Source organism: Exiguobacterium qingdaonense (assembly GCF_018617855.1).
Lineage (GTDB): Bacteria > Bacillota > Bacilli > Exiguobacteriales > Exiguobacteriaceae > Exiguobacterium > Exiguobacterium qingdaonense.
This window is the reverse complement of record NZ_JACSKY010000009.1, coordinates 1-21263: the sequence shown is the minus strand read 5'-3', so window position 1 is coordinate 21263 and position 21263 is coordinate 1. Positions and strand designations below refer to the sequence as shown.

Sequence of the window (21263 nt, the reverse complement as noted above, 5' to 3'; positions counted from 1 at the left end):
GCGTAGCCATCACAAGATGGCAATCAACCCTTGAATCAACCCAATCATACCACCTAACAGCGCGCCAAGCCATGTTATTGCCCGAAACTCTCGTTTTGAGATGGATAAGACGATCTCTTCTAGGTAAGATGTATCGAGTGATTGAACCTGTTCTTGTACGATTTTATCGATTTTCAATCGATCCATGATCGTCTCCATTTCGCTCGTGAAGCGCTCTATGACGACTGTTACGCCTTGGGGTACGAGTTCATCGACAACACGGGATTCGACTGATTGCGTATAAGATGATAGTGGTCGATTTAACAATTGTCCGATCGGTAGACGTGACACGACTTGATCGGTGATCCCATCGATCAATTTTAACTCTAATCGTTCATCCACTAACGTATCGACCGTTCTTTCACTGAATCGCTCAAACTCACGTGTGATCATCGTCGTCATACCATCTCGAGTCGATTGACCTCTAAGGATATTGACGATTTCTGGTCGTACCATCTCGACAAAGTTCATGTTTTGAATGAATCCTGCGATAAAACCGAGCCGACGTTGGACGAATGAATCGACCATGTGGCGAAGCTGTGCCTCGCCTTCTGTGGAATAAAAATACTCCTCTGACTTGACGAGAAGCGCATCGACGATTTCAGGAATGAGAGCACGTACACGGTCCATCCCTTCTTCACCGAGCATTTCATACAGTTTCCGTTCTTTTACTTCTGCCATGGCACTCGACAACTCAGCGCGTAGTTTTTCATCTGCCAACGTAATGATCCGTTCCTCTGCGTTCGGGTAGAGCGGTTCTAACAGCTCTTGAACGGTCTTTTCGGAACGGAGCATCGCTTGAACTTCTCGTTGGACAAAATGGGTGATATGGAGCGTCACTTGGTCATCGAGCAGTCGTTTCCGCATGCCCTCCGGTGTCAACAAATGCTTGACGACCGTCTTTCCTAAACTAGACGCCAGTTCATTCCGACGTTTCGGAATGAGCCCTGGTGTGAAAGGAACACGGACAGAACCGATGAATTTCGGTTCATGCGGCCGAAACAACATTTTGATGGCGAGAAAGTTCGTCACACCACCGATGACCGCTCCAATGGCAATCATGAGTAAAATCTTTAATATACCGTCCAAACTGCAAGCCCCCGATCTGAAATATGATACATTGTTGTTGAGGTGATAGTATTGAATACGTTTGATCGTATTAAATCGATTTTTCCGACCGCTGTCCATCGGTCGAAAGATGCATCTAGTGACCTTGATTGGTTCGAGACGCAAGATGGTACCGTGTTCGGGATACCAACGCTCGAGTTGAGCGAGCGTGAACAAAAACTACTTCGTATGTGGGCGACACCAATCGTTCAGTCAGACCCACATCAACGGAAATGGCAGGAACGCTTTCAAGATGACGCATTCCGCTTCAACCATTCGTTTCGGTTGATTTCACTTTCACTTCAAGAAGTGGAAGAGGAGACGTTTGAGTCATTTATTAGCATTATCCGTGATTTTATGCCGCACGCCGAAATCGTGTTGATCACGCAAAAACATATCGAACTGATTGAACAAGGGTCGTTCATCGACCTGCATGAGTTTGAGGACGTATTACGTGCCATCGCAAGTGATTGTTTCATCGAAGCATACGCCGTATACAGTGAGCGTCCCCAAGGTTCACTTTCCCAAGTCTATCGTCAACATCAACTGCTCATGCCATACGCTCGACTATCTACTAAAACTTACCCTGCTAGTCAATTATTATACCATTATTTACTACAGGAGCAGGATTTTAAAGAGCGAATGCATCGGACCGCGCCATTGATGAAGATGCTTGATTTGTCGACAATCGAGTTGCTCGAATCGCTGTTCAGTCATTCATTGAACGTCTCACACACAGCCAAAGCGCTCTTCATGCATCGCAACACATTGAATTACCGACTCGATCGCCTCTTTGAGACGACCGGTTATGACGCTCGAAAGTTTTATGATGCCAGTCTCCTTCAACTCATGGTCACGTTGCACAAATCCGATTGACGGTTTTTGTGCAACTTGTCCATATTCAATGCAAGCGGTTTCATCATATAATCGTTCTTGTAAGCGCTATTATATAAACAGATCCTTTAGGAGGCTAACGACATGGCAGAAATTCGTTTAGAGCATATTGATAAAATTTACGATGGTGGCGTAAAAGCCGTCAGCGACTTTAACTTACACATCAAAGACCGTGAGTTCATCGTATTCGTCGGACCATCTGGATGCGGAAAGTCGACGACACTTCGCATGATCGCAGGACTTGAAGAAATTTCAAACGGTGACTTTATCATTGACGGGAAACGAATGAACGACGTCGCTCCTAAAGACCGTGATATCGCCATGGTCTTCCAAAACTACGCACTCTATCCACACATGAGTGTATTTGACAACATGGCATTCGGATTAAAACTCCGTAAGTTCCCGAAAGACGAGATTGACCGTCGCGTAAAAGATGCCGCTCGTATCCTCGGTTTGGAAGAATACCTCGAGCGTAAACCGAAAGCACTTTCAGGTGGACAACGTCAGCGTGTAGCCATCGGTCGTGCAATCGTCCGTGATGCAAAAGTCTTCTTGATGGATGAGCCGCTCTCAAACTTGGATGCGAAACTCCGTGTTCAAATGCGTAAAGAGATCATCCAACTTCACAACCGCTTGGACACGACGACGATTTACGTCACCCATGACCAAACAGAAGCGATGACACTTGCGACGCGTATCGTCATCTTGAAAGACGGTCTCATCCAACAAGTCGGTTCACCAAAAGAAGTTTACGATCATCCAGATAACATCTTCGTTGCCGGTTTCATCGGGTCACCTTCAATGAACTTCTTCCGCGGAACACTCGCTGAAGGCAAGTTCATCACGAACGGTGAAGAAGTCAACGTACCAGAAGGTAAAATGAAGACGCTCCGTGACCGCGGCTACGTCGGCAAGGAACTTGTCCTTGGAATTCGTCCAGAGTCAATTCACGATGAGCCAATCTACATCGACTCACCGACGACTCATACGTTCAAAGCGCATATCGACGTCGCTGAGCTCATGGGCTCAGAGTCGTATCTCTACGCGGAACTCGGTGGACATCAGTTCACGGCACGCGTCGATGGTCGCTCAAACATTCATATGGGAGACGATGTCGAACTCGCCCTTGATATGACGAAAGCACATTTCTTTGATGGAGAGACAGAACAAGTCATCCGTTAATTTCTCAAACTAGACGAAGGAGTGAGTCCGCTATACGGGATTCACTCCTTTTTATACCGACTATACAGATTAACTCCGTTATTCTATATTTGATCATAAGTGAACATGAAGTGAGAGAAAGGAAACAGCAGATGCGTTTTTTAGAAAATCGTGATGTATCGCTCGTGACGATGCATCAGAAAGAACAAGTTATCAAACCGTTGCTTGAATCAGAACTCGGATGTCGGTTACATGTAAATACGTTCGACACTGACCAATTCGGTACGTTCACAAGAGAGGTCAAGCGTCCACATGATCAGTTTGAGACCGCCCGCAAGAAAGTAGAGAAAGGAATCGAACAGTCTAGTGTAAAGGTTGGAGTCGCTAGTGAAGGGACGTTTGGGTTTCATCCCCTTTCGCCGATCGCTTGGAACACTGAACTTGTTTTCCTAAAAGATTACGAACAAGGTATTGAAGTGTATGGATATTATGAAGGGTTCCATACAAATTTTAACCATACAATCGTTCAAGACTATTCATCGGCACTCCAGTTCGCTCATCAAATCGGCTTTCCCGACCACCACGTCATTCTTCGACCAGATGACGAACACTCCAGCATTTTAATCAAAGAAGTCATGAACGAAACCTTGTTACAAGAAGCCTTCACGTACTGTTTCAACAAGTCAACAAATCGACAAGTGTTCATTGAAACGGATATGCGAGCATACGCCAATCCGACACGAATGCAAAATATTGCAGTAGCGACAGAACGATTGATCGAACAAGCCAACACGTTGTGTCCGACGTGCGGTACTCCCGGTTTTCGTCTCGTTCAAAAAGTACCCGGGCGATTATGCGAGTATTGTCATACTCCAACGAAACAGACTGCGAAACACCTGTATGCCTGTCAGGCTTGTTCATGTAAACAGTTGATTGAGATTGACGCAGGCGTTTATGCTTCCCCCGCTCATTGTGACTTTTGTAACCCATAATAAAAAGCAGCCGCTTCTCTATTTGAAAGAGAGGCGGCTGCTTTCGGTTAACGAATGGCATAGCGACGTTCAAGTCGATGCTGTCCTGCTTGAATCAATGTTGACAAAATCCAATAAATCGAGGCCGAGAACAAGAGTAACGGCATGACCAAATACGTTGTTGCGGCAATTTGGTCAGACACGTACGTCAATTCTTGCACCGCGATGACCGAACCGAGTGACGTCGACTTGATAATGTCGATGACCGAGTTCGAGACAGGTGGGATGGCGCGAGAGAGTGCCTGTGGGAAAATGATATCCTTAAAGCGTTTCGTTTTCGGAATACCAAGTGCGACACTCGCCTCCACTTGCCCTTTGTCCACCGAGTTGATGGCTGCCCGGAACGCTTCCGAGATATACGCCGCAAAGTGGAACCCGAGTCCAAAGATGAGCGCCTGCATACCGCTGAGTTGTACGAACCCTGTGAGACCGACATACAAAATCAACAATTGAAGCAAAAGCGGTGTGCCACGGAAGAATGAGATGTACGTCCTTGTGAGCAACCGTACGACTTTAATCGGGCTACTATGAAGTAAAGCGATGACCAGACCGAGCGCCAAGGCGAGAAGAATCGACAGGACACTGGCGATCAACGTGAGCTGGATGGCTTCTAGATAGACCGAACGGTTATCTATGACGATCGTGATCAATTCATTCATTGACTGATATCCTCACCGAAGTACTTCATACCGATTTCTTCCATCGTGCCATCTTCTTTCATCTCTGCGAGTGCGTCGTTCAACTTGTCGAGCACGTCGCTATCTTGGCGCGTCATGAATCCAGCTTCACTCGTGTTGAAGATGTCGCCGACTGCTTTGACGTCGTAACCCGTCTTCTCAAGCTCAGTCAAGATGAAGAGACGGTCGTTAAGTGCCGCATCCAAGCGACCGACTTCGAGGTCTTGAAGCACTTGGTTCGCCCCTTTATAAAACTTCACTTCAGCTCCCGCTTCTTCGGCCATCTGTGCATAGACTGAACCTTGCGTTGAACCGACTAACTTCCCGTCGAGGTCGTCTACACCTTGAATGTCGTTATTATCTGAACCGACAATGACTTGTGCGCCAGACACAGCATACGGATCAGAGAACGCATACTTCTCCTCACGCTCGGGCGTGATGCTCATTTGGTTGGCAATCATGTCAATCCGGTCTGCATCGAGTGCTGGAACGAGACCTTTGAAGTCCATTGCCTCGTATTCTACTTTATAACCGGCACGCTCTGCCGCTTCATTTAGGACGTCGATGTCATATCCCATCAGTTCACCTTTTTCTTTATACGTGAATGGTGGATATGTCGCTTCTGTCCCGACAGTGATGACCGCTTCGTCCGCTCCACTGTCTGATTCATTGCCGCAAGCTGCGAGAAGCCCGACTGATGCTCCGAGTGCGAGTACGGTAGTTAACGTTTTTTTCATAATAATTCCGCCTTTCTTATAATCCTTATATGATTACACGGTTTTGAACAATAACCTCATCATACTGGCGTGATGTCTTCATGTCAAACAAAAAACATCACCCTATTTCTAGAGTGATGCTCCTCGTCAATCGATGGCTTTTGCCTGTTTCATGACATCCGCTTCAATCGCTTCACGTTTTGCGGTCGTCTTCTCGGCACGATCCGCATGCACGCTAAAGTAGAACTTGATTTTCGGTTCTGTACCGGATGGGCGAAGGCAGAACCAAGAACCGTCCGCAAAGATGAACTTCAAGACGTTTGACGACGGTAAATCGATGGCTTCAGACGTGTCGGTCTGTAGGTCGGTTGCCGTTTGTTCCTTATAATCCTCGAAACGAACGACTTCATAGCCACCGACTTCTTTTGGCGGGTTGGCACGGAACGCTTCCATCATACGTCCGATTTGCTCAAGACCAGCTTTCCCTTTCAACGTCATCGACTGTAACGACTCCTCATAGAAGCCGTACTTCTCATAAATCGACTGCAACGCGTCATAGAGCGTCCGTCCCTGTTGTTTATGGAAAGCCGCCATCTCGGCTGCGAGTAAGCAAGCCTGGACGGCATCTTTGTCACGACAGAAATCTCCGACCAAGTAGCCGTAGCTTTCTTCATAACCAAACAAGAATTCGTACTCTCCGGATTCTTCGTATTGCTTGATTTTCTCACCGATGAATTTGAATCCGGTCAATGTGTTCTCGAGATGCACGCCATATGCTTTTGCGATTGCGGCACCGAGTTCAGACGTGACGATTGTCTTGGCAACGAACCCGTTCGACGGCAACGTGCCCGTCTCGCTCTTTTGCGACAGAATGTATTCCATCAATAGTGCCCCCGTCTGATTTCCAGTCAAGACGAACCATTCGCCGTCACGTCCGCGCACCGTCAAGCCAACGCGGTCCGCATCTGGATCTGTCGCCATGAGTAAGTCGGCTCCGACACGATCTCCGTATTCCATCGCTAGTTTGAATGCAGCCTTTTCTTCTGGATTCGGGTAACTGACAGTTGGGAAAGCACCGTCTGGCTCTGCCTGCTCCTCTACAATCGTCACGTGGTCAAACCCGTACGCCTTTAATCCTTCCATGACCGGACGGCGTCCCGTCCCGTGAAGTGGTGAATACACGATTTGGAGCGGATTATCCTGTACGTCACGGTGGATTCGAATCGACTGGAGCGCATCCATGTAGGCTTCGTCGACTGATGAGTCGACTGTGACGAGCATACTCGTTTGACGAAGCGCCGCCTCTTCTTTGACTTCGATTGTCAATTCATCCTCAATCGCATTGACGTAACTGACGAGTTCATCCGCCTCCGCCGGTGGAAGTTGCCCGCCGTCTGCCCCATATACTTTGAATCCGTTATATTCGGGTGGGTTATGGCTGGCCGTGATCACGATTCCACCGAACGCATTTAAATGACGCACAGCAAACGAAAGTTCAGGTGTGGCGCGCAGACTTGGGAACAAGTACGTTTTAATGCCGTTTGACGCAAGCGTCCGCGCCGCCTCTAACGCGAATTCAGGTGAGAAATGACGTGAGTCATGGGCGATGACGACGCCGTGGCGTTTCGCCTCTTCCCCTGAAGCTGCGATAAAATCAGCAAAGCCTTGTGATGCTTTTCGAATCGTATACACGTTCATCCGATTCGCACCGGGTCCGATTTCCCCACGCATTCCGCCTGTCCCGAACTCCAGTGTTTTATAAAATGCGTCTTCAAGTGTTGTCTCATCTTTTGCGAGTTCATCGAGTTCCGCACGTAAATGCGGCTCTAGCCCGACAAATCGATTCCAACGGTCATACGTTTGTTGCCATGTCATGATTTATTCCCCTTTCACCTTTAAAAATTCAATCGAAGTACTCGCCAATTGCTTCCATCTTGTATAGGATGAAAGTAACGAAACCTCGAGGTGATATTAATGTTTCCAACAATGCGTGCCCAAGAATTAAAACAAATCGTGCATACGAATTCGATTCGTTTCATCGATTGCCGATATTCACTAAATGACGCGTCCTATGGTAAATATGCATACCGACAGGGACATCTGCCGAACGCCGTCTTTCTCGACTTGATGGAAGACTTGTCCGGTCCGCTCAGCGAACATGGAGGGCGTCATCCACTCCCTTCAAAAGAAGAATGGACGGCAACACTTCGTCGAATCGGCTTGAAAAAAGACGACTTAGTCATCATTTATGATGACGGCTTCCCGTTTGCAGCTCGTGCTTGGTGGCTCTTCAAGTGGGCTGGCCACGAGCGCGTCGTCGTGCTTGAAGGTGGCGTCCAATCAGGAATCACCTATTGCGGTGATACTACGACAGACATCCCGCACTATCCGACAAGCGACTACACGCCCGACTTCCAAGACCATATGATTGCAACGATTGAAGAAGTTAAAGCTGCTTCGATCGGCACACTCTATGATTCGAGGACTGAAGACCGCTATAACGGCACCCATGAACCGATTGACAAAAAGGCAGGCCACATTCCAAACGCGTTGCTCTGTTCATATGCCGAGGCCATCACAGACCTCGGTACGTTAGAAGACTTCCATGACTTGAAAGAACTTTATAAAGACGTCCTCCCTGTCGAGAACCCGATTTTTTATTGTGGTAGCGGTGTGACTGCGTGTGTCAACATTTTGGCGCTTCATGCTCTCGGGAAAGACGATGTCCGGCTCTATCCGGGGTCATACTCCGATTGGGTCAGCTATTCAGAAAACGAGGTCCACCCATAATGGGTGGATCGTTTTTTATTTGACGCTCGTTGGTTTGATATTCCACACGGCATTCGCATATTCCGTGATGGTCCGGTCACTCGAGAAGATTCCTGACTTCGCCGTATTGACGATTGAACTTTCGGCCCAACGTGAACGGTCGCTGAACACTTCATCAACACGTCGTTGCGCCCGCATGTAGGAGACGAAATCTTTTAGAACGAGGAAATCATCGTTGTATAGAAGAAGCGAATCGAAGATGGATTGGAATTGATATTCGCCCACCTTATCGAACGTACCGTTGACGAGGCCGTCGACGACATCTTTAATTTCTTGATGTGCGTGATATATTTCTGCCGCATGATAGCCACCGAACTTTTTATAGTTCATCACTTCTTGTGGTGATAGTCCGAAGATGAAGATATGGTCATCACCGACCGCATCACGAATCTCAATATTGGCTCCATCTAACGTTCCAATCGTCAAGGCACCGTTCATCATGAACTTCATGTTACCGGTACCTGAAGCCTCATAGCTCGCAGTCGAGATTTGTTCACTCAAGTCCGACCCCGGGAAGATCCGTTCAGCCATCGAAACGCGATAGTTTTCAAGGAAAATGATTTTGATGAACTGACTTGCACGTTTATCTTTGTTGATGAGCGTCGCAAGCGCATTAATGTAGCGGATAATCTCTTTCGCGTAATAGTAACCCGGTGCCGCCTTAGCACCGAAGATGAACGTACGAGGAACCATCGTAAATGTCGGGTCCGCTTGAATCTTCAAATAAAGCGCATGAATATGAAGGGCATTCAGCAGTTGGCGTTTATACGCATGCAAACGTTTGACTTGGACATCAAAAATCGAATGTGGGTCGACGGTCTCACCGGTTTCTTCTTGAATATATGCGGCCAAGTCGAATTTGTTTTGCTGTTTTACATCCATCACTTTTTCCTGGAAACTCTGATCTTTAGCGACATCCATCAACTTTTCCAAATCGTTCGGATGCTCGATCCATGATGGTCCAATCGCGTCCGTGATTGCGTCAGATAGGCGCGGGTTCGACTTTAAGAGCCAACGGCGGTGGGTGATCCCGTTCGTCTTATTGTTGAAACGAAGTGGGAACATCTCATATAAGTAACGCATCTCACGCTGTTTGAGAATGTCTGTGTGAATCTGGGCAACCCCGTTCGTTGAATGGGATCCCACGACGGCCAGGTTGGCCATGTTGATCTGCTCATTCGACACGATTGCAATTTCACCCATATGCGACTCAAGATGCGGATAGTTGACGAGTACGTCTCGACAGAAACGTCGATTGATTTCCTCAATAATTTGATAAACACGCGGCAACAGTCGTTGATACATCTCGACCGGCCACTTTTCAAGAGCTTCGGCGAGCAACGTATGATTCGTGAACGACATGACGCTCTTCGTGATTCGCCATGCCTCGTCCCAACCGTATCCATGCTCGTCCATCAAAATTCGCATCAATTCCGGAATGGCGACAACCGGATGCGTGTCATTGATATGAATCGCATAATAATCACCTAGTTGCTTGAGTGATTGATTACGTTTCAGATAGGAAGTGAGCATCGATTGGATTCCTGCCGACACAAAGAAGTATTGTTGTTTTAAACGCAACACTTTTCCTTCATATGTCGTATCGTCCGGATATAAAAATTCCGAAATCGTCGCAATCGATTGCTTATGCTTCAATAAATCTTTGTACGTCCCTTTCGTCTTTTCCAAGTACGCCTCATCGTCATATGGCGATTCTGCGTTCCAGAGGCGCAACGTGTTCACGACGTCGTTTTGATAACCGATAATTGGCATATCGTAAGGGACCGCCCGGACGACCTCGTCCGGATGGTGAACGACACGCAACCGATCTCCGATTTGTTTCATCTCAACCCATCCACCGAAGTTGATATCGACTGCCTTATCTTGACGTCTTGTCTCCCACATGTTCCCGTCACGAAGCCAGTTATCCGGCAGTTCAACTTGATACCCGTCCACAATCTTCTGTTTGAACAGCCCATATCGGTAACGAATCCCGTTACCGTGCCCGGGCAAGCTGAGTGCGGCCAGCGAATCGAGGAAGCAGGCGGCTAGGCGACCGAGTCCTCCGTTCCCAAGACCTGGTTCCGGTTCCAGTTCAGTGAGGTCGGTCAAGTCATAACCGAGATCCTCCAGTCCTTCTTTGACGAGTTCCAACACATCCAAACTGAGCAAGTTATTGTATAGGAAACGACCTAATAAAAACTCGAGCGAGAAATAAATGACTTGCTTGCTATGTTTCTCTTCTTGACGATCACGCGCATGAATCCATTTCGGCATAGCCTGTTCGCGCACCATCGTTGCCAATGTTTGATACACTTCCTGCTCTGTCCCATCTTCAATCGACTTTCCATTTAATGAAATGAATCGTTCTTTGAACATGTCAACAAAGCTTTGCTTATCAGTGAACATAAATCAAGTTAGCTCCTTCCACTCATACAAATAAATGATATAACTCACGATACTGCTTGGCGGATTGTTTCCAGCTATAGTCCGCGGTCATTGCCTGATGGACGAGAGCATGCCAGTTTTCTTTTTCGTGAAAAACACGAATCGCCTTTTCGATTGTTGCTAACATCTCATGGGCATTATAGTTCATGAAACCAAACCCGGTCCCTTCTTGCGTGTATTCGTTATACGGCTTCACCGTATCTCGAAGTCCACCCGTCTCACGTGCGATTGGCAATGTTCCATAGCGCATGGAGATCAATTGGCTGAGCCCACATGGCTCAAAGCGTGATGGCATCAAAAAAGCATCCGCCCCGGCGTAAATCAAATGCGCAAGTTCGATGTCAAAACCGATATAAGACCCGACTTTCCCTGGATGCGCTGCTGTCATCTCGTGGATGATCCCCTCATATTCTGGTTGCCCCGAACCGAGGAACGCGAACTGGCAAGGAAGTTGCCCTAGTTCTTCTTTGACACCGTCAATTAAATCGAGCCCCTTTTGGTCAACGAGTCGGCTGACAAAACCGATAAGCATGACATCGTCCCGCACTTCAAGCCCGAGTCGTTCTTGTAACGCCCGTTTGTTGATTACTTTTCCTTCTTTATACGTGTCTAGCGTATACGTCTTCGCGATACGTGAATCCGTACTTGGGTCGTTCGTTGCCAAGTCAATCCCGTTCAGAATTCCACGTACATCGACTGCGCGATGTCTTAGCGCCCCGTCTAGCCCTTCCCCATAGTAAGGCTCCATGATTTCATCTCGATACGAAGGACTGACGGTCGTGATTTGATCGGAATGTACAATTCCAGCTTTCATATAATTGACGAGACCGTTATGTTGGATCCCTTCAGCCGTGAAGTGTTCATGACCAAACTGTAATAGCTCTCCGAGAACTTCTTCTGGGAAAATTCCTTGATATTGCAAATTATGGATCGTGTAGACGGTTCGAATGCGTTGATACGCTTCAATATGTTGATAATGGATTCGTAAGAAGGCCGGCAAAATTCCTGTCTGCCAATCGTGACAATGGATGACATCAGGTACATCTTCCATCTTTCCAATCATCTCGAGGACTGCTCGCGAGAAGAATGCGAAGCGTTCGGCATCGTCAAAGTGTCCATATAACACACCATCACGCTTAAAATAGTACTCATTGTCGATGAAGTAATAAGTGATCCCGTCCCGTTCTAACTTCAATACTGCACCAAACTGCTTTCGCCAACCGACCGGGACGATCAAGTCGAATAAATACTCCATCTCATCTGTATATTCCTCTGCGATAGATCCATACTTCGGCATGACAACACTGATTTCTTCTCCTAAGTCCGCCACCGCTTGAGGGAGCGAACCGACAACGTCGGCCAGCCCCCCTGTTTTCATGAACGGTGCCGCTTCTGAAGCAACATACCAAATTTTCATATAATCCTCCTCACACCACTGTTCGTTTTGCGATGACGATCGGTTCGTCGATTGTGCCTCGAATGACCTGCCCGCGTTTTACAACGACTTCTTTGTCCAAAATCGCATTTTCGACGACAGCTCCTTCTTCAATGATCGACTTCGACGAAATGATTGAGTTCTTCACACGTGCGTGTTCATTTACTTGTACGCCACGGAAGAGAATACTATTCTGAACCTCACCATGGATTTTACACCCGTTCGCCACGAGTGCCTCATTCACTTTTGACCCTTTTAAATACCGAGTCGGTGGTTCATGCTTGATTTTCGTATAGATGTGAGGGAAGTCATAGATGATGCCTTCACCACGAATCAACTTCATGCTCTCATTGTAATAAGAAAGCACCGAATGAATGACTTGCATTTTCCCGACATAGTGATAGCCGTGCACGTGTAGACGATGAAGCTGTGGACGGATGACACCATCTAACAAGTCGTATTCGCCTTTAGACGTCGCTTCATCGACGAGACGCATGAAGAGATTCTTCGACATAATAATCGTTTCTGTATACGTGTACTCATCATCCGGTGAGAACCCTCGTTCAGAAACTCCGACGACCCGATCATTTTCACCAAGTCGAATCGGACGGCAATACCCACATTTCTGCTCATGAGTCGTATAAGCGAGCGTAATGTCTGCGCCCATCGATTTGTGGTGCTCGAGCATGTCGTTGTAGTCGATCGTCGTCAACACGTTCGACCCTGTGATGACCACGTATGGCTGCTTGCTACGAATAAAATGCTCGCGGTGCATCGAAAAGTTTGCCAAATCACCAAGGTACGCCTCCCCGTCCGGTTTCAGCGCCGGAGGGAAGATATGGAGGCCGCCTTGAGAGCGGTCCAAGTCCCACTCTTTCCCTGATCCGAGGTGATCCATCAATGAGCGGTATTTGTCTAATGTAAAAATCCCGACCTGACTGATGTTTTGTGTAATCATGTTCGTCAATGTGAAGTCAATCAGCCGATACCGCCCTGTGAATGGAACCGACGCTAAATTACGATGTCCAGTAAATTCCGGAAACAGCCCTTGTTCCGTCCCTAAGTTGATGACCCCTAATAAATCATTCGTCAACAGTAACGCCTCCTTGCGTTTCTCTTTACTCGTCTCAAACTCGTTGCTTGAAGACGGTTCCGCTCTCGATGTTTTCATATGGTTCGATAACAACGATTTCACCACCCGGCTCACCGATTGTCGCGCCGTCTTCGATGACTGCACAGCTGGCGACAATGGCTCTGTGAATTGTTACATCCTTTCCAATTCTTGCTCCAGGCATAATCACCGAATCTTTCACGAGCGAACCTTCTTCAATCCGTACATCATAAAAAAGTACCGAATGTTGCACTTCTCCCTCGATATGACACCCTTCATTAATGACAGACTGCTCGACACAGGCGTCTTTCCCAATGTATTGTGGTGTCTGATTCGGATTGACCGAATAGATTTTCCATTCTGGATCGTATAGATTAAACGGCGGTTCTTCTTCCAACAAGTCCATATTTGCTTCCCAAAGTGATTGAATCGTACCGACGTCTTTCCAATACCCTTTGAATTTGTAGGCAAATACGTCAAGTCCTTGGAGAAGCGTATTTGGGATGATGTTTTTCCCGAAGTCAAAACTTGACGTCTCATCCTCTGCATCTTTAATTAAATGTTCGCGTAAGACGCTCCAATTGAAGATATAAATCCCCATCGATGCCAAGTTACTCTTCGGCTCTTCAGGTTTCTCTTCAAACTCATTGATGCGAAGGTCGTCCGCTGTGTTTAAAATCCCGAAACGTGAGGCCTCGTCCCACGGCACTTCCATGACAGAGATGGTCACATCGGCTTGTTTTTCTTTATGGGCTTCGAGCATCTTCTCGTAGTCCATTTTGTAGATGTGGTCACCTGATAAAATCAATACATAGTCCGGGTCATACTCGTCAATGTAACTCAAGTTACGATAAATTGCGTTAGCCGTTCCTTCATACCAGTTTTTTCCCGACTGTGCCTGATATGGTGGAAGGATCGCTAGTCCTCCGTTACGACGATCTAAGTCCCACGCCGTCCCGATCCCTAAATAACGATTTAGTTCAAGTGGCTCGTATTGCGTCAACACCCCGACTGTTGTAAGTCCCGAGTTTGTACAGTTTGACAATGGGAAATCGATAATGCGGTACTTTCCGCCGAAATGAACGGCCGGTTTCGCCGTTTTTCGCGTGAGAGGCCCCAATCGTTTTCCTTCTCCTCCCGCAAGGAGCATCGCAACCATTTCTTGCTTCATAAATAATAAGCCTCCTCAAAATCGTAATATACAACTTCTTTTACCCTTTTTCGCTCTTTCCTAAAGTATTCCTTCTCAAATTATTATATGATAACGTTTACATTTTTATTTTTTTGTAAATTAGTCGATATAATGAATAGAAAGAGGTGAAAACGATGAGAGCTTGGATTGGAACCTTGTTTTTTGCAGGACTTTTGGCAACCTCCTTGTCACTTACACAAGCACTGAAAGAGGAAATCGAAAAAACAGATGAGATTTTAACATGGGGACAAGAGCTGGTGTCATCACAACCACTCTCGTCAAAGCATGCCGTCACTCTCGCATATAACGGTGGAGAGCAACAGATCTACTTGGCAGGTCGTAGGAATGACGTATCTCCAAAAGCGTTACCTGAACATATCCAAGCCGCAATCATGACGATTGAGGACCGTAAGTTCAACGCCCATCCCGGTTATGATTTAGGCGGGATTGCCCGGGCATTTATTAATAATGCGAACGAGACTTCGCTTCAAGGTGGGAGTACAATCACGCAGCAGCTTGCACGTAACGTATATCTCACCCATGAACGGACATATGAACGAAAAGTGAAGGAATTGTTAATCGCACGAGCACTTGAGGAAAATTATAGCAAAAAAGAAATATTAACTGCTTACAGCAATGTCATCTTTTTCGGACACAATGTATATGGCATTCAATCTGCGGCCGATACTTACTTTTCAAGACCACTTGCTGATTTAAATTGGAATCAACTGGCTTACCTGTTGACGATACCGAACAATCCGTCGCGTTACGACCCGCTCAATCCATCCGACGCATATTTTGAGCGCAAAGACCGGATTTTGACACAGCTGTTTGAAGCAGGCATCCTCTCAAAAAATGCGTACGATCAATATCATGGTGTGAAGCTGCAAGCATCGTTTCGCAGTCAAACGATTCAATACCCAGACTACATGGATACAGCGGTCCGTGAAGCACTGCAACTGGTACGGTCGCGTTATGATTTGAATGATGACGAAGCAAGAGATTATTTATCGACTCACGAGGCCACGATCGAAACCTACTTATCAACAGGAAAACAAAAACAAGCAAAACGGGTGATGAGTCAATTGCCGTCCGGCGTGAACGGAGGCTATACGGAACTGACACCTCAAGGGAGAATCGTGGCGATGGTCGACTCCGAGATGACCCAGGTCGGTGAGTTCAACCGGGCGACCCAGGCATACCGCCAACCAGGCTCCGCAATCAAACCGATTCTCGTGTTCGCTCCATTCATCGAAGAGACGGGGGCGACACTTGACACGGTACTCGACGGTCGCCCAACCTGTTACGGTTCCTATTGTCCCGGAAATAGTCACGACCGCGTGTTGGGCGATGTCTTATTGAAAGACGCGGTCGCTTTCTCGTACAATACCCCCGCCCTTGCCGCCTTCTCAGCAATCGATCAGGAACGCGCATACAAGACGGCAGAGATGATGTTCAGTCAATGGGATGAACAAGACGAGAACTTAGCGAGTGCGCTCGGTGGTCTTACACAAGGCGTCTCTCCGAAAGAACTGGCCGCCGCCTACACCCCGTTCTTAAACAAAGGAAAGTATATATCCGGACACACGATCAAAAAAATCACATTCAAGTCCGGTGAACCGACACTGACCCCCGTATTAACGGAGGAGATGGTCTGGTCCCCGGATACCGTGAACGAGATGAAGAAGGCGTTATCGACCGTCACCACGTACGGAACCGGGCGCTACGCAAATCAAGTGAAGCGTGATTATGAGTATCTCGGTGGCAAGACGGGAACGACCAACGACAACAAAGATATGTGGTATGTCGGGCTGACCGATCGCACGATCACCGCCATTTGGCTCGGTGCCGACAAGCCTCGTCCCTTCCCAGAACTCGCCAACCGTGCGTATCCGGCGATTGTCTGGACAGACGCACATTAGAAAAAGTGGCATCGGTTCGTCATCCGATGCCACTTTACTTATAAGATGATATCTCCGACAGAATTGAATAATCGAAGGACCGACCAACCTAACCCGCTGATCAACGTCGCCCACATGACGGCCTGCATGAGCAATAAGCCGATAGCGCGTGGGACAGACATCGATTGGCTCACTTGCCAGACATAGTAAAAGAGATACATCAAGAGCGTTCCGACGAGGACGGCGATGACGGCGAGCAGCGTGTTCAAAAAGAGGAAGCTGATCCCAGACCCGATAAGAAAGATGATGGCTCCAGGTTTCAAGCGATGAAGCGACGTGCCATTCGTCTCGCGTGCAAAAAAGGCAAAACCGAGTTGATTGAACGTATCGGCAACCAACTTGAATGCGCTAAACAACATAAAGAAAATCGTGAAGAATACGACAAGCACAAGCACTTTCGTTTCTTGCACGGATAACAGTTCGATAATTTCACTATATACGCCAATTTGATTCAGCCACTGGATCACATACTCGGATGTCGCAATCGCAAGTGACATAGAAAACAAAATAATTCCGATGAGTGGGGCATAGCTCAGTAAGTACACATTCGTTTTCATGTTCCTTCTCCAATTTCACAGTAATTTCTTATATTCAGTGCAATTCTACTATCAAGTATATTATACTATTTATAGTTATGGAGAATAAAAGGGGGATTTTTGGATGGGCCTATTATTGATGGTTGGAATCAGCGTCGTCTTCCTCGCAGCGATTTTGACAGCTGGATATAACCGCAAACCTGAGGGTAACGAATAAGAGCCGGGATTCTTACGAATCCGGCTCTTTTTTATTTCAACCCTGCATATCCTTGTTGGCGAAGGGCTTCATATATGATGATGGCTGCTGTGTTGGATACGTTCAATGAACGGACGAGGTTCGATTGCGGCAGGCGGATGCAACGGTCCAAGTTGTTCTCGATGACTTCCATCGGCAAGCCTTTCGTTTCACGACCGAAGACGAAGAAGTAATCCCCCTCTATGTCCGAAACGTCTAAATCGCTCGGATACTGTTCCCCGTACTTCGTAATATAAAAGAACTGTCCGTCCGGATGTTTCTCCCACAGCTCTTCTAACGAGTCATGATAGCGTACATCGACAAATTGCCAATAGTCGAGACCGGCACGCTTTAACATCTTGTCATCCGTCGAGAACCCGAGCGGACGAATCAAATGGAGGACAGAGTTCGTCGCCGCACACGTACGGGATACGTTCCCTGTATTTGCTGGTATTTCTGGTTGAAACATTACGACATGAATCGCCATGATGGATTTCCCTCACTTTTTCATTTCAAATTCTAGAAGGCGTTGTTTCTCGGACAACCCTCCCGCAAAATCGACAAGCTTCCCACTGCTTCCAATGACGCGATGACACGGAAATAGAATCGGCAATGGATTCCGATTGAGCGCCTGACCGACGGCGCGAACGGCTTTTGGCCGGCCGATCTGTTCGGCTATTTGCTTATACGTTCGTGTCTCGCCAGACGGAATGGTCAATAGGGTGTCCCATACGTCCTGTTGAAACGGTGTCCCGTTCATTTCGATATATGCACGATCCGCTTCTTGAAACCCGTTCTGTTCGACTCGCATCATCAATGCTTCTAACCAGTCTGGTACCTCTTCTTTCGATTCAACTGTGGTGAACGCAAGTGAAGTCAACTTTCCTACTTCATTTAATTCATATTCTAACGGTCCCCACTTAGACGACACGATCTTCATGTGCCCACTCCTCTCGATAGATCCGAATCTCTTCATGTACCATCTCAGACGCTTCATTTCGTTCAATCTCTTCAAACATCGAATCGGCATCAGGCCCGAGAATCGCACCGATGGCCCAAACAGCCGTAGCGCGCATATCTTCGCGTTCATCTCGTTTGATGAACTCACGTAAGATGGGAATCGCGGAAGGTTCACGGTAGTGCGCGAGTGCTAAAATCGCATTGCGTTGGATCGGCTTCTTCCCGCGCCATGCGCCCGACAAATGTCCGAACTTTTGTTTGAACTCTCGGTTGCTCAGTGTCAAAAGCGGCTCTAGGAGCGGTTTGACGATTTCTGCTTCCGGTAACAGCTCTTCATGATGGCGCCAGTCTTTTTTGCGATTGTATGGACAGACTTGCTGACACGTGTCGCATCCATATAGGCGACCGCCAAGCTTTGATCGGAACTCTCGTGGCATCAATGTCTTCATCTGTGTGAGATAGGCGATACAACGCTTCGCATCGAGGACACCTGGCTCAACGAGCGCCGTCGTCGGACAGGCCGTCATGCATTTATCGCAATCTCCGCATCCGTCTTCAATCGCTTCATCCGGTGGCAAGTACGCATCTAAAATCATTTCGCCTAAATAAATGTAGGATCCTTTCTCAGGTGAGATGATCGAGCAATTTTTCCCACTAAAGCCAATTCCCGCCCGCTCTGCGACAGCACGGTCGACGAGCTCACCCGTGTCGACCATCGAACGGGTCCGGACGCCTGGCACCAACTCTTCGATATACGTTTGAAGTTTGGCCAACCGATCGCCGACCGCCCGATGGTAATCGAGCCCCCATGAAGCTCGAGCATACAACCCTCGTCTCTCTCCAGAGACACTACGTGGCGCATCCTTTAATTTACTTGGATAGGCTATGGCAATCGCAATGATCGATTGCGCCTCTTCAAGCAGGAGTTCAGGATTTGTCCGTTTCTCTAAATCCGGTTCTTCGAATCCAGAGGCATATCCTTTCTCCTGTTGTTGAATGAGTCGTTGTTTCATGACGATGAACGGATCAGCTGTCGTCACTTTCAACTCATCAATGCCGATGGTTTCCGCATATTCTAGAATCTGTTGTTTTAACGTGTACGGGTCCATTCCGTTCACCTCCTCTATATATTTTCGCATACAAAAAATCTCTCCGCCACTCGGCAGAGAGATATGAAGCGGGTGAAGAGAATCGAACTCTCGTCATCAGCTTGGAAGGCTGAGGTTTTACCATTAAACTACACCCGCATGAAATATTGTTTTCGTTCAAGCGACTATAATTAATATACACCTATACCATTAGACTGTCAACAAGTATTCGTGAGTTTTTCTAAAATGACTAAAGAAAATATTTCAATATATCTTAATCGTTGTTCTGTTGCCCGTACAAATAACGATTCAAGTGGTCTGATCACACGAAATGATCTTCCATGACCTTCTGTCTCGGAATATGTTAACTCTGTTAAACATAAGAGCCATTCATTCTGGGCCACTTCTCGAGCCAGCACTTCGTATAAGCGACTGGATCCTATACATTCGTTGTCAGCAAATCGGGTGAACCGATTCGATTGTTCTGTATATTGAATAACATCCACCTCGTTTCTTCTTGTAAAAACATTCGAGCTAAACGAATCTGTTTCCTTCTCAAGAAAGGATAGAGAACAGAAAAAAGACCCTAACCTTAGTTAGAGTCATACGGATACCGGTGGTCGGAGTCGAACCGACACTCCAGAGGAACACGATTTTGAGTCGTGCGCGTCTACCAATTCCGCCACACCGGCATATTATGTTGGAGGCGCCAGTCGGAATCGAACCGACGATAAAGGAGTTGCAGTCCTCTGCCTTACCACTTGGCTATGGCGCCAAAAAGTCATTGGAGCGGAAGACGGGATTCGAACCCGCGACCCCGACCTTGGCAAGGTCGTATTCTACCACTGAACTACTTCCGCAAAATGGCTGGGCTGGAAGGGATCGAACCTTCGCATGTCGGAATCAAAATCCGATGCCTTACCACTTGGCTACAGCCCAATAATAATGGGGCGACTGAAGGGAATTGAACCCTCGAATGCCGGAATCACAATCCGGTGCGTTAACCACTTCGCCACAATCGCCATGATGAAATTAAAAAACAGGGGCAGCAGGAATCGAACCCGCGCTGACGGTTTTGGAGACCGTAGTTCTACCGCTAAACTATGCCCCTAAGTGGTGGGGGGGGGCGGATTCGAACCGCCGAACCCGAGGGAGCGGATTTACAGTCCGCCGCGTTTAGCCACTTCGCTACCCCCCCACATATGGTGGCTTTGGACGGAATCGAACCGCCGACACAAGGATTTTCAGTCCTTTGCTCTACCAACTGAGCTACAAAGCCATATGTAGTATATTTTTTATAAAAATGGCGGTCTCGACGGGATTCGAACCCGCGATCTTCTGCGTGACAGGCAGACATGTTAACCCCTACACCACGAGACCGGACTTAATTGCGGGGGCCGGATTTGAACCGACGACCTTCGGGTTATGAGCCCGACGAGCTACCAGACTGCTCCACCCCGCGACGATATAAAATTAAATGGTGACCCGTACGGGATTCGAACCCGTGTTACCGCCGTGAAAGGGCGGTGTCTTAACCGCTTGACCAACGGGCCATTACATATTTGAAAAACTGGCGGAGAGCAAGGGATTCGAACCCTTGAGACGGTTTTGCCGCCTACACGAATTCCAATCGTGCTCCTTCGGCCACTCGGACAGCTCTCCAAAAGAGAAAGTGGCTCCGCAAGTAGGATTTGAACCTACGACCTACCGGTTAACAGCCGGTTGCTCTACCACTGAGCTATTGCGGAACGATCTTGCCTGGCAACGTCCTATCCTCACAGGGGGAGATCCCCCAACTACTTTCGGCGCTGAGACGCTTAACTTCCGTGTTCGGCATGGGAAC

At 47.6% G+C, this 21263-nt stretch carries 17 protein-coding genes, 14 tRNA genes and 1 rRNA gene; 5 read left to right on the top strand and 27 right to left on the bottom strand.

From position 1 onward, the window contains the following. Positions 1-9: 9 nt before the first annotated feature. Positions 10-1101, bottom strand: a complete 1092-nt coding sequence (locus tag KNP00_RS10445) for a DUF445 domain-containing protein (protein WP_215145110.1) — start codon at positions 1099-1101, stop codon at positions 10-12. 69 nt (positions 1102-1170) lie between these two features. On the opposite strand from KNP00_RS10445, the gene KNP00_RS10440 reads away from it, so the two are divergent. The 3 genes from KNP00_RS10440 (at position 1171) to KNP00_RS10430 (ending at position 4193) form a co-directional block, all read left to right on the top strand. Then, positions 1171-2022: a PucR family transcriptional regulator gene (locus KNP00_RS10440; RefSeq protein ID WP_338082276.1), complete on the top strand. Its 852-nt coding sequence runs from the start codon at positions 1171-1173 to the stop codon at positions 2020-2022. A gap of 102 nt (positions 2023-2124) precedes the next feature. Next, positions 2125-3222 carry an ABC transporter ATP-binding protein gene (locus KNP00_RS10435; RefSeq protein WP_215144918.1) on the top strand — a complete coding sequence of 366 codons (1098 nt, stop codon included), beginning with the start codon at positions 2125-2127 and terminating at the stop codon, positions 3220-3222. A 131-nt stretch (positions 3223-3353) separates the two neighbouring features. Further along, on the top strand, positions 3354-4193 hold the full coding sequence (locus KNP00_RS10430; protein ID WP_215144916.1) for a DUF6671 family protein: 840 nt from the start codon (positions 3354-3356) through the stop codon (positions 4191-4193). A gap of 47 nt (positions 4194-4240) precedes the next feature. Here the strand turns inward: KNP00_RS10430 and KNP00_RS10425 are convergent, their stop codons facing one another. The 3 genes from KNP00_RS10425 to KNP00_RS10415 all read right to left on the bottom strand — a co-directional run bounded on the left by KNP00_RS10425 (position 4241) and on the right by KNP00_RS10415 (position 7500). After that, entirely contained in the window at positions 4241-4891 is a 651-nt protein-coding gene (locus KNP00_RS10425; protein ID WP_215144914.1) for an amino acid ABC transporter permease, read from the bottom strand. After that, on the bottom strand, positions 4888-5646 hold the full coding sequence (locus tag KNP00_RS10420) for a transporter substrate-binding domain-containing protein (RefSeq protein WP_215144912.1): 759 nt from the start codon (positions 5644-5646) through the stop codon (positions 4888-4890). The genes KNP00_RS10425 and KNP00_RS10420 overlap by 4 nt, the downstream gene beginning before the upstream one ends. A gap of 126 nt (positions 5647-5772) precedes the next feature. After that, positions 5773-7500 carry a phospho-sugar mutase gene (locus tag KNP00_RS10415; RefSeq protein ID WP_215144910.1) on the bottom strand — a complete coding sequence of 576 codons (1728 nt, stop codon included), beginning with the start codon at positions 7498-7500 and terminating at the stop codon, positions 5773-5775. Positions 7501-7599: 99 nt separating this feature from the next. Here KNP00_RS10415 and KNP00_RS10410 point away from each other — a divergent pair, with 99 nt between their 5' ends. Next, positions 7600-8415, top strand: coding sequence for a sulfurtransferase (locus tag KNP00_RS10410; protein ID WP_215144908.1), 816 nt, complete (start codon positions 7600-7602; stop codon positions 8413-8415). 15 nt (positions 8416-8430) lie between these two features. Here the strand turns inward: KNP00_RS10410 and KNP00_RS10405 are convergent, their stop codons facing one another. Genes KNP00_RS10405 through KNP00_RS10390 form a run of 4 tightly spaced genes read right to left on the bottom strand, consistent with a single transcriptional unit; the run spans position 8431 to position 14619 of the window. Continuing rightward, on the bottom strand, positions 8431-10863 hold the full coding sequence (locus KNP00_RS10405) for a glycogen/starch/alpha-glucan phosphorylase (protein ID WP_215144906.1): 2433 nt from the start codon (positions 10861-10863) through the stop codon (positions 8431-8433). A 22-nt stretch (positions 10864-10885) separates the two neighbouring features. After that, positions 10886-12319 carry a glycogen synthase GlgA gene (glgA, locus tag KNP00_RS10400; RefSeq protein WP_215144904.1) on the bottom strand — a complete coding sequence of 478 codons (1434 nt, stop codon included), beginning with the start codon at positions 12317-12319 and terminating at the stop codon, positions 10886-10888. Between the two features lie 10 nt (positions 12320-12329). After that, on the bottom strand, positions 12330-13523 hold the full coding sequence (gene glgD / locus KNP00_RS10395) for a glucose-1-phosphate adenylyltransferase subunit GlgD (RefSeq protein ID WP_240542834.1): 1194 nt from the start codon (positions 13521-13523) through the stop codon (positions 12330-12332). Further along, positions 13465-14619, bottom strand: a complete 1155-nt coding sequence (locus tag KNP00_RS10390; RefSeq protein WP_215144902.1) for a glucose-1-phosphate adenylyltransferase — start codon at positions 14617-14619, stop codon at positions 13465-13467. The genes glgD and KNP00_RS10390 overlap by 59 nt, the downstream gene beginning before the upstream one ends. Before the next feature lie 155 nt (positions 14620-14774). On the opposite strand from KNP00_RS10390, the gene KNP00_RS10385 reads away from it, so the two are divergent. Next, positions 14775-16562, top strand: a complete 1788-nt coding sequence (locus tag KNP00_RS10385; RefSeq protein ID WP_215144900.1) for a transglycosylase domain-containing protein — start codon at positions 14775-14777, stop codon at positions 16560-16562. 38 nt (positions 16563-16600) lie between these two features. Here KNP00_RS10385 and KNP00_RS10380 read toward each other — a convergent pair whose 3' ends face one another. The 19 genes from KNP00_RS10380 to rrf form a co-directional block, all read right to left on the bottom strand. Then, positions 16601-17158, bottom strand: coding sequence for a DUF5366 family protein (locus KNP00_RS10380; RefSeq protein WP_015880910.1), 558 nt, complete (start codon positions 17156-17158; stop codon positions 16601-16603). A gap of 227 nt (positions 17159-17385) precedes the next feature. Further along, positions 17386-17859 (bottom strand): tRNA (uridine(34)/cytosine(34)/5-carboxymethylaminomethyluridine(34)-2'-O)-methyltransferase TrmL, encoded by a 474-nt coding sequence (gene trmL, locus KNP00_RS10375; protein WP_215144898.1) that lies wholly within the window; start codon positions 17857-17859, stop codon positions 17386-17388. 12 nt (positions 17860-17871) lie between these two features. After that, positions 17872-18312 (bottom strand): methylated-DNA--[protein]-cysteine S-methyltransferase, encoded by a 441-nt coding sequence (locus tag KNP00_RS10370; RefSeq protein ID WP_215144896.1) that lies wholly within the window; start codon positions 18310-18312, stop codon positions 17872-17874. Continuing rightward, positions 18293-19441: a tRNA epoxyqueuosine(34) reductase QueG gene (queG, locus tag KNP00_RS10365; RefSeq protein WP_215144894.1), complete on the bottom strand. Its 1149-nt coding sequence runs from the start codon at positions 19439-19441 to the stop codon at positions 18293-18295. The genes KNP00_RS10370 and queG overlap by 20 nt, the downstream gene beginning before the upstream one ends. Before the next feature lie 67 nt (positions 19442-19508). After that, positions 19509-19579 (bottom strand) — tRNA-Gly (locus KNP00_RS10360). A 452-nt stretch (positions 19580-20031) separates the two neighbouring features. After that, a tRNA-Leu gene (locus KNP00_RS10355) sits at positions 20032-20112 on the bottom strand. Between the two features lie 9 nt (positions 20113-20121). Then, positions 20122-20195: transfer RNA gene (locus KNP00_RS10350), tRNA-Cys, on the bottom strand. A gap of 10 nt (positions 20196-20205) precedes the next feature. Next, a tRNA-Gly gene (locus tag KNP00_RS10345) sits at positions 20206-20280 on the bottom strand. 4 nt (positions 20281-20284) lie between these two features. Continuing rightward, a tRNA-Gln gene (locus KNP00_RS10340) sits at positions 20285-20359 on the bottom strand. 7 nt (positions 20360-20366) lie between these two features. Continuing rightward, positions 20367-20442, bottom strand: a tRNA-His gene (locus KNP00_RS10335). 18 nt (positions 20443-20460) lie between these two features. Continuing rightward, positions 20461-20531, bottom strand: a tRNA-Trp gene (locus KNP00_RS10330). Between the two features lie 3 nt (positions 20532-20534). After that, positions 20535-20618, bottom strand: a tRNA-Tyr gene (locus KNP00_RS10325). 5 nt (positions 20619-20623) lie between these two features. Next, a tRNA-Phe gene (locus KNP00_RS10320) sits at positions 20624-20699 on the bottom strand. A 25-nt stretch (positions 20700-20724) separates the two neighbouring features. Further along, positions 20725-20800 (bottom strand) — tRNA-Asp (locus KNP00_RS10315). An 8-nt stretch (positions 20801-20808) separates the two neighbouring features. Next, positions 20809-20882, bottom strand: a tRNA-Met gene (locus KNP00_RS10310). Positions 20883-20898: 16 nt separating this feature from the next. Further along, positions 20899-20973: transfer RNA gene (locus KNP00_RS10305), tRNA-Glu, on the bottom strand. 18 nt (positions 20974-20991) lie between these two features. Beyond that, a tRNA-Ser gene (locus tag KNP00_RS10300) sits at positions 20992-21082 on the bottom strand. 11 nt (positions 21083-21093) lie between these two features. Then, positions 21094-21168 (bottom strand) — tRNA-Asn (locus KNP00_RS10295). An 8-nt stretch (positions 21169-21176) separates the two neighbouring features. Beyond that, positions 21177-21263: ribosomal RNA gene (gene rrf, locus KNP00_RS10290) — 5S ribosomal RNA — on the bottom strand; the annotation flags it as partial.

Coding starts and splice junctions, on each gene's coding strand:
- KNP00_RS10445 (WP_215145110.1), bottom strand. CDS start 1,101: ATGATTGCCATTGGAGCGGTCATCGGTGGTGTGACGAACTTTCTCGCC.
- KNP00_RS10435 (WP_215144918.1), top strand. CDS start 2,125: ATGGCAGAAATTCGTTTAGAGCATATTGATAAAATTTACGATGGTGGC.
- KNP00_RS10430 (WP_215144916.1), top strand. CDS start 3,354: ATGCGTTTTTTAGAAAATCGTGATGTATCGCTCGTGACGATGCATCAG.
- KNP00_RS10425 (WP_215144914.1), bottom strand. CDS start 4,891: ATGAATGAATTGATCACGATCGTCATAGATAACCGTTCGGTCTATCTA.
- KNP00_RS10420 (WP_215144912.1), bottom strand. CDS start 5,646: ATGAAAAAAACGTTAACTACCGTACTCGCACTCGGAGCATCAGTCGGG.
- KNP00_RS10415 (WP_215144910.1), bottom strand. CDS start 7,500: ATGACATGGCAACAAACGTATGACCGTTGGAATCGATTTGTCGGGCTA.
- KNP00_RS10410 (WP_215144908.1), top strand. CDS start 7,600: ATGTTTCCAACAATGCGTGCCCAAGAATTAAAACAAATCGTGCATACG.
- KNP00_RS10405 (WP_215144906.1), bottom strand. CDS start 10,863: ATGTTCACTGATAAGCAAAGCTTTGTTGACATGTTCAAAGAACGATTC.
- glgA (WP_215144904.1), bottom strand. CDS start 12,319: ATGAAAATTTGGTATGTTGCTTCAGAAGCGGCACCGTTCATGAAAACA.
- KNP00_RS10390 (WP_215144902.1), bottom strand. CDS start 14,619: ATGAAGCAAGAAATGGTTGCGATGCTCCTTGCGGGAGGAGAAGGAAAA.
- KNP00_RS10385 (WP_215144900.1), top strand. CDS start 14,775: ATGAGAGCTTGGATTGGAACCTTGTTTTTTGCAGGACTTTTGGCAACC.
- KNP00_RS10380 (WP_015880910.1), bottom strand. CDS start 17,158: ATGAAAACGAATGTGTACTTACTGAGCTATGCCCCACTCATCGGAATT.
- trmL (WP_215144898.1), bottom strand. CDS start 17,859: ATGGCGATTCATGTCGTAATGTTTCAACCAGAAATACCAGCAAATACA.
- KNP00_RS10370 (WP_215144896.1), bottom strand. CDS start 18,312: ATGAAGATCGTGTCGTCTAAGTGGGGACCGTTAGAATATGAATTAAAT.
- queG (WP_215144894.1), bottom strand. CDS start 19,441: ATGGACCCGTACACGTTAAAACAACAGATTCTAGAATATGCGGAAACC.